The organism is Blastococcus sp. OS1-29, from assembly GCF_057628075.1.
The window spans coordinates 194,386-205,827 of sequence record NZ_JBXXJK010000004.1 but is presented as its reverse complement, the minus strand read 5'-3'; the positions used below and the strand labels follow the sequence as shown (position 1 = coordinate 205,827).

Sequence of the window (11,442 nt, the reverse complement as noted above, 5' to 3'; positions counted from 1 at the left end):
GCACGGTGCCTGCGTGGACCTCACCCGCCGCGGCATGCTGACCGCGTGCGGCGCCACCGCCCTCGGCGGGCTGGCGCTCGCCGTCCCGTGGACCGCCGCGGCCGGCAGCCGACTGCCCGCACCGGCGCGCAGCGGCATCGACCACGTGATCGTGGTGATGATGGAGAACCGCTCGTTCGACCACTTCACCGGGTGGGTGCGCGGGGCCGACGGCCGGCAGGCCGGGCTGCGCTTCGTCGACCGCTACGGCGTACCGCACACGACCTGGCACCTGTCGGACTTCCAGGGCTGCGCCCACCCCGATCCCGATCACTCCTACGAGGGCGGCCGGATCGAGTTCAACCGGGGCAGGTGCGACGGCTGGCTGCGGGCGGGCCGGAACGATCCCTTCGCGATCGGCTACTACACCGCCGCCGACCTGGACTTCTGGCGCCAGGCCGCGACCGACTGGACGGTGTGCGACCGGTACTTCGCCGCCACGATGGCCGAGACCTATCCCAACCGCTTCTACCAGCACGCGGCCCGCACCGACCGCGTCCACAACTCCTTCGACACCACCACCCTGCCGACCATCTGGGACCGGCTCGCCGACGCCGGCCTCACCGGGCGCTACTACTTCTCCGACGTCCCGTTCATCGCGCTGTGGGGTTCGACGTACCTCGGCATCTCCGCGCCGTTCCCCCAGTTCCTCGCCGACTGCGCCGGCGGGAACCTCCCCGAGGTGTCCTTCGTCGACCCGCGGTTCGAGGACGAGGACCGCGGCACGTCGGGTGACGACCATCCGCACGGCGACGTCCGGTCGGGCGAGGAGTTCCTCGCGCAGGTGTACAACGCGGTCGTCACGGGCCCGGCGTGGGAACGGACGCTGCTCGTCGTCAACTACGACGAGTGGGGCGGCTTCTACGACCACGTGCCACCGCAGAAGGCGCCGGACGCCGACCCCGCGAACGCACTGCGCGGCTTCCGGGTGCCGGCCCTCGTCGTCTCGCCGAGGGCCCGCCGCGGTGCCGTGGCGCACGGCGTGTACGACCACACCTCGGTGCTGCGCGCGATCGAGTGGCGCTGGGGTCTGGCGCCGCTGACCCCGCGGGACGCGAACGCGCGGAATCTCGCCGAGGTGCTCGACTTCCAGGCGCCGCTGCGCCGCAGACCCGCGCCCTACGTCGTCCGTCCTGCTCCGGCGGGCGTGCCGTGCCCGGCGGCCCAGGCGGAGTCGGCGGAGTGGGGCCCGCTCCGAGACCTGGCCGTGGCGGCCGGATGGGACCTGGGATGACACACGGACGACGCCGGCTGCTGCTGATCCTCACCGCGGCGGCGCTGGCGGTCACGGGTCTCACCGGCTCGGCGACCGCGCGCCCCGGCCCCGCGTCGGCCTACCTGCCGCCCGCGCACCACGTCTTCGTGGTGAACCTGGAGAACAAGGGCTACGACGAGACCTGGGGACCGGACTCGAAGGCCCCGTACCTCGCGCAGACGCTGCGCGGGCAAGGGGTGCTCCTCACCCAGTACTACGGGACGGCGCACAACTCGCTGCCCAACTACCTCGGCCAGATCTCCGGGCAGGGGCCGAACCCGCAGACGCGGGGCGACTGCCAGCTCTACACCGACTTCGTCGGCGGCGGAACCGTGGCTCCCGGCCAGGCGGTCGGGCAGGGCTGCGTCTACCCCGCCACGGTGCCGACCGTCGCGGGTCAGCTCACCGCCGCCGGGTTGAGCTGGAAGGGCTACATGGAGGACATGGGGACGCCGTGCCGCCATCCGGTCCTCGACACCCAGGACGACACCCAGCAGGCCGAGGTCGGCGACCAGTACGCGGCGCGGCACAACCCGTTCGTCTACTTCCACTCGATCATCGACTCGCCGTCCTGCGCGCAGCGGGTCGTCGACCTGTCCGCGCTGCCGACGGACCTGCGCTCAGCGTCGACGACGCCGTCGCTCTCCTACATCACGCCGAACCTCTGCCACGACGGGCACGACGCGCCCTGCGTCGACGGGCAGCCGGGCGGCCTGGTCAGCGCCGACGCATGGCTGGAGCAGTGGATCCCGCTGATCACGTCGTCACCGGCCTTCCGGAGCGACGGCGTCCTGGTCATCACCTTCGACGAGTCCGACGGTCCGCAGTCGGATTCCGCCGCCTGCTGCGGCGAGGGGCCGGCCCCGAACTCGGCGCTGCCCGGGATCACCGGACTCGGCGGTGGCCGGGTCGGCGCCCTGGTCATCAGCCCCTTCGTCCGCCCGGGCACCTGGTCGACGACGCCGTACAACCACTACAGCCTGCTGGCCAGCATCGAGGAGCTCTTCGGGCTGCCGAGGCTCGGCTACGCGGCCACGCCGGGCCTCGACCGGTTCGGCCTGGACGTGTACAACGCACGCGTCTGACGGACCCTGCTCTCCTCCGCAGGGGTGAGTGGAGCGACTCCACCCATCATCCCTCCAGCTTCGCCGGTCGATGCCGATGCAGAAGGAACACCCCACGGCATCGGGCGGAAGGAGACCGGCGATGACCTCGGCGCCGCTCGCCGTCCGCAATCGGATCGTCCTGCTCGTGGCCGTCCTCGCGACGGCCGCCGGAGCACTGTGTGCCGCCGTGGTCCCGCACCTGCCCGGCCCGGTCTCCGGGCTGCACCTGCCGTGGATCGCCTGGGTCGCCGCCTTCGCGCTCACCGAGGTCCTGGTCGTGCACGTCCAGCTCCAGCGGGACTCGCACTCCTTCTCGATGACCGACCTGGTGTTCGTCGCCGGGCTGTACCTCCTCGCACCGGGCGCGCTGGTCGCCGCCCAGGTGGCAGGCGCGGCCGTCGGCCTGGCCCTGCACCGGCGCCAGTTCGGGCTCAAGCTCGCGTTCAACGCCGCCCAGTACGCGCTGGCCGCGTCGTTGGGCACCATCGTGTTCGGCACGCTCGCCCGGGCGACCGCGCTGACCGGGGCCTGGGCCTGGATCGCCGCCCTGGCCGCCGTCGCGGTGTCGACCATGACCGCGTCCGCCTGCGTGTACGCGGTCATGCGGGTCTCCGGCGCATCCCTGGCGCTGCGCGAGCTGCCGCGCATGCTCGCCCTGTCGCTGCCCTTCGCGCTCGGCATCGCGGCGATGGGGCTGCTCGCGGCTCAGACCGCGGCCCAGAACCCCGCCTCGCTGGTCCTGCTCGCCTTGCCCTCGGGCCTGCTGATCGCCGCCTACCGCGCATACACCAAGGCACGCGAGCAGCAGACCAACCTGCGCCTGCTGCACGAGGTCACGTCGCTGCTGTACAACAGCGACGACGCCCCGACCGCGCTCACCGACTTCCTCACCGCCGTGCGCGGCGCGTTCCGTGCCGGGTCCGCCGAGCTCGTGCTGTTCGGCGAGGACGACGCCCTCCCCACGCTGAGCCGCAGCCGGGACGGCGAGAAACCCGTCGCGCTGCTCCCGCTGGAGCGCCGCGAGGACGCCGACCGCCTGGTCGCCTGGTCCGCCGAGCACGAGTCGTTCACCCTGCGCACCGGCACCGCGCACGCCGCCGAGCTCGACCGCTATGCCGCCCGGCACGGGCTCAAGGACGCGATGATCTCCGTGCTGATCACCGACGGCCGGGTGCAGGGACTGCTGCTGGTCTCCGGTCGCCTGGGCGACGTCGGCACCTTCGCCGGCAGCGACCTCGCGCTGCTCGAGACCTTCGCCCGGCACGTCGCCACCTCCCTGGACCGGGGACGGCTGGAGACCGACCTGCGGCGGGTCGTCGAGCTCCAGGAGGAGCTGCGGCACGCGGCGATGCACGACCCGCTGACCGAGCTGCCCAACCGCACCCTGTTCCTGGACCGCACCCAGCACGACCTGCACCTGGCCGGCCGCAACGGCCAGTGGCCGGCCGTGCTGTACATCGACCTCGACGGGTTCAAGCCGGTCAACGACACGTTCGGCCACCAGGCCGGCGACCTGCTGCTGAAGGTGTTCGCCCAGCGACTGCACGAGTGCGTGCGCAGCGCCGACACCGCCGCCCGCCTCGGCGGCGACGAGTTCGCGGTGCTGCTGCACGGCCCGATCGACGACGGCGGCGTGCAGACCGCACTCGACCGCATCCGCGCCGCGCTCGCCCTCGACGTGGACCTCGGCGGCGGGCGGACGGCGAAGGTCGACGCGAGCATCGGCGTGGCCTTCTCCGGCCCCGACACCGACATCGACGGGCTGATCCGGCGGGCCGACCTGGCCATGTACACGGCCAAGCGGGGCGGCCGCGGCATCTCGGTGTTCTACGACCCGGCCCTCGAGCAGGACCAGCCCCAGCCGGCGCCGGTGACGACGTCCGGCTGATGTACAGCCATCGCACAGCTTCCTGCGGCACGCTGGACGCGTGACGGCGGAGATCCGGCTGGACCAGGCCGCCCCGGTCACCGGACTGTCCAGCGACGAGGCCGCGGCCCGGCTGCGGCGCGGCGATAGCAACGTCTCGGTGACCGGCACCTCCCGGACCTATGCCCGGATCCTGCGCACCAACGTCTTCTCCCTCTACAACACGATCCTGTTCGTCATCGGCGGCGCGCTGCTGGCGATGGGACGGTTCAGCGACGCCTTCATCAGCGTCGGGATCGGCGTGCTCAACGCCGCGATCAGCGCGGTGCAGGAGATCCGGGCGAAACGGCAGCTCGACCGGCTCCAGCTGCTCGCCCGGGGCACCGTCGTCGTCGTCCGGGACGGCCGGGACACCGACGTGATCCCGGAAGCGGTGGTGCGCGGCGACGTCGTCCGGCTGCGGCCCGGCGACCAGGTGGTCGTCGACGGGCCGCTGATCGAGGGCGCGATCGAGGTGGACGAGTCGCTGCTCACCGGCGAGTCGGAGGCGCTGCGCCGGCTGCCGGGTGAGGGCCTGCTGTCGGGGTCGCACTGCGCCGGCGGTGCCGGCCTGCAGCTGGCGCGCGACGTGGGCGCGTCCAGCTACGCCAACCGGCTGACCGCCGAGGCCCGCCGCGACTCCACCGACATCACCCCGCTGCAACGCCGGATCGCCTTCGTCATCCGGCTCACGATGGTGCTCGTCGTCCTCATGGGCGGGGCGATCCTGCTGCAGGCGGCGCTGGAGGGCTTCAGCCTGCTGCGCGTCGTCCAGACCTCGGCGGTGCTGTCCGGACTCGTGCCCTACGGCCTGTTCTTCCTCATCGCGCTGGCCTACACCGCGGGGGCGGTGACCAGCTCCCGCGCAGGCGCCCTGGTGCAGCGGGTGAACGCCGTGGAATCGGTCAGCAACGTCGACGTCGTGTGCACCGACAAGACCGGCACCCTGACCACGGGCCGGCTCGGGGTGGCCGAGGTGCTCCCCGCCGGGGACACGGACGCCACAGCGGTGACGGAGGCCCTCGGCGCGATGGCCCGCAGCACCGGGGCGCCGAACCTGACCAGCTCGGCGCTGGCCGCTCACCTGCCCGGCGATCCGGTGCCGGTGCGGGACGAGGTGGCGTTCAGCTCGGCGCTGCGGTGGAGCGCCCTGCAGACCGACGGCGCGACCTGGGTGCTCGGCGCCCCCGAAGCCCTCACCCCTGCACTGGACGGTGTCGACCTGACCGACGTGGTGCGCGCGCGGACCGCCGCCGGGCTGCGCGTGCTGGTGTTCGCCCGCGCCACCGATCCCGCTGTGACGTTGCGCGGGGCGGACGGCCGGGCCGTGCTCCCGGCGCTCGAGCCCCTGGCCGTGGTCGCCCTCGCGGACGAGCTGCGCCCCGACGTGCCGGCGACCCTCGCCCGGTTCGGCGAGGAGGGCATCGCTCTGAAGGTGCTCTCCGGCGACGACCCCGACACCGTCGCCGCCCTCGCGGCACGCGCCGGGCTGCCCGACACCGCTCCGGTGCACGCGGGCGGGCTGCACGAGCTCTCCGACACCGAGCTGGAGGCGGTGGTCGCCGGCGGATCGGTCTTCGGCCGGGTCGCCCCCGAGCAGAAGGAGCGGATCGTGCTGGCCCTGCGCCGTCAGGGCGGCTACGTCGCGATGGTCGGGGACGGCGTCAACGACGCGCGCGCCCTGAAGGCCGCGCACGTGGGCGTCGCGATGCGCAGCGGCAGCGCGGTGACCCGCGACGTCGCCGACATCGTGCTGCTGGACGACTCGATCGGCGCCCTCCTGCCGGCCCGCCTGCAGGGGCGCCGGATCATCTCCGGGATCGCCACGTCGACCCAGGTGTTCCTCGCGCGAGTGGCGACCCAGGGGCTGGTCATCGTCGCGGTCACCATGCTCGGGCTCGGCTTCCCGTACGCCCCCGCGCAGGGCGGCCTCACCTTGTTCACGGTCGGCGTCCCGACCCTCTTCCTCACCGCCTGGGCGCGGCCCACGGCCCCCGATCCGTACCTGCTCGGCACCCTGGGCCGCTTCGTCGTCCCGGCCGCCCTGCTGACCGCGGGCGGCGGGGTCGCCGTGTACGCGGCCCTGTACACGAGGGTCGCGTCAGCGTTCACCGACGACCACGTGCCGGCAGCCGTCGTCGCCGAGTTCGAGCGCTACACCGGGCTGACTCGGGGCGACCCGGGCTTCACCGACGCGGCGGCCACCATCGGCGCGCAGACCGGCCTGTCCACCTTCGTGTCGATCGCGTCGATCCTGCTGATCCTCTTCCTCGCTCCGCCGACGCGGTTGTTCGCCGCCTGGACCCGCCCGACCGGCGACAAGCGGCCCACCATCCTCGTGGCCGGGCTGCTCGCGGTGCTCGCCGGGGCACTGTTCACCCCGGCGGTGTCGGCCTACTTCGACCTCACCGGCGCGGCCCCGCCCGTGTACACCACCGTGCTGCCGGTGCTGGCGGTCTGGTTCGTCGGCCTCTCCGCCGCGTACCGGTTCCGGGTCCTCGACCGGCTCCTGGGAGTCGCGCACCTCCCGATGGCGTCGAGGAACTGACCGTCAGGCGGCCGATCGGACGACGTGGCCGGTGGCACCCCCGAAGGTGTCGACGACGAATCCGCGGGCGGCGAGCACATCGGCCACGGCGCGGTTCATCACGTGCTGGACGGACGCAGTGGGCGTGGAGCCGTGGACCTGGTCGATGGTCATGCGGTCGTGCTGCCGCCAGGTGACCACGATGCCGCCGAGCTCGGGCTGCGGGATCAGGCAGGCGCCGCCGATCTCCGCGCCGGCCCCGTCGGCGTCGTGCAGGGGCAGGCCGGCCTCCGCGAGCGAGGCGGTGATCTCGACGACCAGCGTCGTCAGCGGGTCCTCGTCGGACAGCAGCGTGTCCCAGTCGTCGGTCAGGCGCTCCAGCTGGTCACCGAGGTGGGCGAGCCACGCCCAGTCCTGGGGGGAGGGTCGCCGGTTGAGGACGCCGTCCGCTCGACGGACGCCGTAGACCGAACGGACACCCAGGGGCAGCTCACCCTCGTAGGAATCCGCGGCCCACCGGGCCTCGGACCGATCCGGGAACGGCCCGGCGACGATCCGGCCGGGGCCGTTCTCGTCGTCGACGAACAACCACCAGCCCTGACAGACGGGGGCGTCGAGGACGACCTCACCGCTGGAAACACCACGCACGAAACTCACCAAGCCCACTCCGTGAACACACTGTCGCCGGGGAAGGAACGACAGCCACCGCCAGCCATGGCGGACACGAGAAAGATAGGTGCACGAGGGCTCACATCCGGGACCCTCGACACGTCGAGTCGCGCGCGTTCTCGAATCGTTGCCGACGCCCCGGAACGGGCGCGCCGACCACGCTCAGAGCCCGCCTACTTGTCGACAGGGCGACCCTTCCCGAGCGTGGAAAACCACCAAAGACCTGCGCTGACTCTGTCGACGACCGACCACGGCGGCGTGTCATCGCCGCTGGTAGGGGCGCCTCGGTCAGCCGGAGGAGCCGGGCTCCCCCGCGTTCACCGCTCGGGTGCTCAGGTGGACCTCGTGGTGCAGTCCCGCCGCCTTGAGCGCCCTCTCCGCGGCGACGTAGGCCGCCGCCTCGGCGGACCAGCCCTCCCGGTGCCACTCGGCGTCCAACCGGTCCGCGGCCCGCTGCGCGACCTCCAACGGCACGACCACCTCGAGGGTGACCGCGAAACCGGCGATCTGCGGATCGGGAGCAGCCATGGGATCACGCTCGACCCTCGCGCCGGGGGCGTCAACAGTCGAAGACCGACCAGCAGATCTCGTTGCGCATGCGCTGGTCGTCCAGGACGAGTTCACGGACGGCGTCGGGGAGCTGGTCGCGCTGCCAGCGGCACTCGCGCCGTCCGGCGTCCTCGGCCTCGGCTGCGGGCACCGCGGCACGCACCGCCTTGATGGCGTACGCCGCCGCGCCCAGCTCGTGCGCGGCGACGTGCGCGACCACCGCGGCCTGGCCGGCGGCGAATGCCGCGTGCCGAGCCGGTCCCCTCAGCACCCGGGCCGCCGCCATCGCGTGACCGCCCGCCGCGCGGGACTGCGACATCGCGATCTCGCCGCGCGCCCATGCCCGGATTTCCTCGACGGCCTGGCGGGGCCGGGGGTCCGCCGGCTGCACCGCCTCGAAGAGAGGTAGGACGTGCTCCGCGCAGGCGGCCGCCCACAGGGCCAGGAGGCGATGGTCGTCGTCGGTCAGCGTTCCGCCGCGGCGCACGGTGATGAATCGTGGGTCCCGGACGTTCGGCAGGATCACCGTGCGACCGTAAGGCGGTACGGACCCGATCGCGGCGTGCGATGACCGGCGCGCCGGTCGTCCGCGGCACAGGGTCCTTCCCACGCGGATCGGGCGTCCTCATACTTTTCCCGCGAGACTGCTAGGAGCCGTTGCGGAAGCGGGGTGACGCTATCGCCGCCGACATCTCCGACGCCTTGATCGTCTCGTGCGACATCGTCGGCCACTCCGGGGTCGCGGAGCACAGCATTCAGGTCTCCCGCGAACAAGGGCTCAACGCCGTCGTCCACGAGGCGATGGCCAAGCCCGCCCTCCGTGGCGCGGTATGGGCCTCGGGCGGCGACGGGGGTCACGTCCTGATACCTGGCGCTGCCCTTGCCGACGCCATCGACCTCGCGGCAGCGCTCAGGGGGTGGGCACTCCGCGAGCACGTCCCACTCCGGGTCACCTGCCACGCCGGCAAGGTGTCCTACTTCCCGGGCGCGGACGGACGTCAGCAGCCGGTGGGCCAAGGAATCAACCAGGCCGGCGCCATCCTCGCCGCGGTGGGAGACGAGGGAATCGTCGTCTCCGACGAGTTCCGCGCCGCGGTCGAGGCGAGGGGGCTGACCATTGCCACCTTCCATGAGCCACGGACCCTCTCCTACAAGGGAAAGGGCCCGTATCCCGTGCATCTGATGTCGCTGTCACAACCCGAGCTCGAGTCACGGTGGCCGCCTCCCGTGGAACCGCAGGTGCCCTTACCGACCACGGCCGCGGCGAACGCATGGGAAGCGCTCTACGTCGCCAAGCGGCGCCTGCAGATCAACGCCTTCGATCGCGACGTCGATCGCGTCTTGCGTCAGCTCATGCCCATGGACTTCTGGTACGAGTCGACCGGCGAGAAGCCCGGTCACGACTTCAACCCGTTCTTCCAGAACCTCGATGCCAGAGCGTTGCGGGAAGTCGTTCGGGTCGGACAGCTGGTGGAGAGACGCTACAACGAGGTCATCTGCCACTACGGGGACGACGGCGACACCATGTTCGTGATCCTGCGCGGCCAGGTGGGCGTCTTCCACGTCGGGGCCGACGGCGAAGGCCGCGCCAAGAATCCTGCTGCCATTCTCCGGCAGGGCCACGTTGTCGGCGAACTCGCATTCGCGCTCAACCGGAAGCGGACGGCGGACCTGATCACTCTTGCCGACACCGCTCTGCTGGCCTTCTCCTTCGAGGAGTTCCTGGCTCGCCTGGATCGAACGCCTGGCAAGGACGAGATTCGCAAGGGTGTTGATGCGTTCATCACCGCCCGCGCGCTCGAGCACGTGGCGAAGCAGGCCGGATACCTCGTCGGGCCCGGCGAGAAGGGCCCGTTGACCCAGGCCGAAGCTGTCTGGGACAGCCTGCTGCAGGACATGCGGAACTACTGCTGCGTCATCACGTGGCAGTCCTCTTCCGGCCCCGTCAGTCTGAGCCGGCTCACCGAAGCGCGTCCGGAGACGAAGGGTGAGGGTCTGTTCGTCCTGGTGTCGGGCCGTCTGGAGAGCCGCTCGAACAGTCAGAAGAACCTGCGTGGCTCCGAACTTCCGCTGACGTACGCGAACCTCCCGGGCAGAGTCGTCTTCCCCGATCACGAGTACGTCCTCACCAAGGGGCCGGCGAAGTTCCTCCACATCGGAGCGACAGCCCTGGAGGTCCTGCCGGAGACGAACCAGAACGAGGTCGTGTCCGCGGTCACGCGTGAGCTCGCCGGCCGCTACTACTACGACGCGTTTCTCTCTTACAACTTCGGCGACGGCGAGACCGTAGAGCGATGGAAGGAGCGACTGGAAGGTGCCGGACTCCGCGTCTATGTCGACAAGCCGGAGGCTGGGACGCACTTCACGGCCAGCATCCAGACGTCGTTGCTCGACTCCCTGGTGCTGCTCGCCTTCATCTCACCGCAGGTGATGGTCAAGCAGCAGGACAAGAACTGGGTTCAGAAGGAGATCGACTTCAGGGAAGGCAATTTCACGCAGCCCTGGATCGTCCCGGTCGCTCTCCGCGGCGGCGACCTCGACGACTACAAGCTGCCCTACACCATGATCGATGCGCGATCCGACGAAGAGGGGGCCATCGCGGAGGCCATCGCCACGGTGCGCGACATACGGTCGGGTCTCAAGGAGACGCCCCTGCTCAGCAGCCGCGAGATCGGTCATGTCTTCGGTGCAGCTGCCCCGCGGACATGATCGGTCAGCGCGCGGTCAGAGGGCTGAGAATCCTGAGGGGAGAGGGGCGATGGTGACCTCCGCACCCGCGCCGCAGGGTTCGTCCCGGACGCCCGCAAAGCCTTCTCCTGTCCAGCGGGCGCTCGACAGGTACGTCCGAACCGCCCCCTCCCCGGCGCTCGACTCCGTCCGACGGGCTCTGTGGGCCCCGTCCGGACCGGTCCGCCCGGAGGAGAGTGCCGACGACCGCGCCCTCGTCCTGGAGCAGTACAAGATCTACGTCGAGATGGCCGACCGGGTCAGCGCGCGACGCGGGCTGGCCAACACGTTCTTCCTCACCTTGAACACCGCGATCTTCACGCTGATCGGTGTCCTCTGGCAGCACCCCGCACAGTCCACGCGTGCCCTTGTCGTCGTTCCCTGGCTCGTGCTGGTGGGCCAGTGCCTGGCATGGTTCTGGCTGCTTCGGTCGTACCGGCAGCTCAACTCCGCCAAGTACGCCGTGGTGGGAGCGCTCGAGGAGCGGCTGCCCGCGTCCCCGTACTGGGCGGCGGAGTGGGAGGCGCTGGGTCGCGGTGAGGACCCATCGCGCTACTGGCCGCTGAGCCACGTGGAGCAAGTGGTGCCGGCCTTCTTCGCTACCGCCTACACCGTGGGCCTCGTCGTCCTGTTGCTCGCCTGAGAGCCCGGAGCACGAGCCACC

The 11,442-nt window shown here is 71.5% G+C and carries 9 protein-coding genes; 6 read left to right on the top strand and 3 right to left on the bottom strand.

The genetic code is table 11. The annotated features are described in order from the left end of the window. The first annotated feature begins 13 nt into the window (after positions 1-13). From AC2H4J_RS12010 to AC2H4J_RS11995, 4 genes are all read left to right on the top strand, one after another. Entirely contained in the window at positions 14-1,273 is a 1,260-nt protein-coding gene (locus tag AC2H4J_RS12010; RefSeq protein WP_487465106.1) for an alkaline phosphatase family protein, read from the top strand. Then, positions 1,270-2,379, top strand: coding sequence for an alkaline phosphatase family protein (locus AC2H4J_RS12005; protein WP_487465105.1), 1,110 nt, complete (start codon positions 1,270-1,272; stop codon positions 2,377-2,379). The genes AC2H4J_RS12010 and AC2H4J_RS12005 overlap by 4 nt, the downstream gene beginning before the upstream one ends. A gap of 121 nt (positions 2,380-2,500) precedes the next feature. Beyond that, positions 2,501-4,288: a diguanylate cyclase domain-containing protein gene (locus tag AC2H4J_RS12000; protein WP_487465104.1), complete on the top strand. Its 1,788-nt coding sequence runs from the start codon at positions 2,501-2,503 to the stop codon at positions 4,286-4,288. Between the two features lie 40 nt (positions 4,289-4,328). After that, positions 4,329-6,854: an HAD-IC family P-type ATPase gene (locus AC2H4J_RS11995; RefSeq protein WP_487465103.1), complete on the top strand. Its 2,526-nt coding sequence runs from the start codon at positions 4,329-4,331 to the stop codon at positions 6,852-6,854. Between the two features lie 3 nt (positions 6,855-6,857). Here AC2H4J_RS11995 and AC2H4J_RS11990 read toward each other — a convergent pair whose 3' ends face one another. The 3 genes from AC2H4J_RS11990 to AC2H4J_RS11980 form a co-directional block, all read right to left on the bottom strand. Continuing rightward, on the bottom strand, positions 6,858-7,490 hold the full coding sequence (locus AC2H4J_RS11990; RefSeq protein WP_487465102.1) for a hypothetical protein: 633 nt from the start codon (positions 7,488-7,490) through the stop codon (positions 6,858-6,860). 300 nt (positions 7,491-7,790) lie between these two features. Continuing rightward, positions 7,791-8,030 (bottom strand): hypothetical protein, encoded by a 240-nt coding sequence (locus AC2H4J_RS11985; protein ID WP_487465101.1) that lies wholly within the window; start codon positions 8,028-8,030, stop codon positions 7,791-7,793. A gap of 31 nt (positions 8,031-8,061) precedes the next feature. Next, positions 8,062-8,577: a putative immunity protein gene (locus tag AC2H4J_RS11980; protein ID WP_487465100.1), complete on the bottom strand. Its 516-nt coding sequence runs from the start codon at positions 8,575-8,577 to the stop codon at positions 8,062-8,064. Positions 8,578-8,708: 131 nt separating this feature from the next. Between AC2H4J_RS11980 and AC2H4J_RS11975 the strand changes: the two genes are divergently transcribed. Next, the gene (locus AC2H4J_RS11975; protein WP_487465099.1) at positions 8,709-10,760 is read left to right on the top strand and encodes a cyclic nucleotide-binding domain-containing protein; all 2,052 of its coding nucleotides are present in this window, start codon (positions 8,709-8,711) and stop codon (positions 10,758-10,760) included. A 49-nt stretch (positions 10,761-10,809) separates the two neighbouring features. Further along, positions 10,810-11,421, top strand: coding sequence for a RipA family octameric membrane protein (locus AC2H4J_RS11970; RefSeq protein WP_487465098.1), 612 nt, complete (start codon positions 10,810-10,812; stop codon positions 11,419-11,421). The last annotated feature ends 21 nt before the right edge of the window (positions 11,422-11,442 follow it).

Excerpts from the sequence above, each read along its gene's own strand:
- AC2H4J_RS12000 (WP_487465104.1), top strand. The coding sequence starts at position 2,501 with ATGACCTCGGCGCCGCTCGCCGTCCGCAATCGGATCGTCCTGCTCGTG.
- AC2H4J_RS12005 (WP_487465105.1), top strand. The coding sequence starts at position 1,270 with ATGACACACGGACGACGCCGGCTGCTGCTGATCCTCACCGCGGCGGCG.
- AC2H4J_RS11970 (WP_487465098.1), top strand. The coding sequence starts at position 10,810 with ATGGTGACCTCCGCACCCGCGCCGCAGGGTTCGTCCCGGACGCCCGCA.
- AC2H4J_RS11985 (WP_487465101.1), bottom strand. The coding sequence starts at position 8,030 with ATGGCTGCTCCCGATCCGCAGATCGCCGGTTTCGCGGTCACCCTCGAG.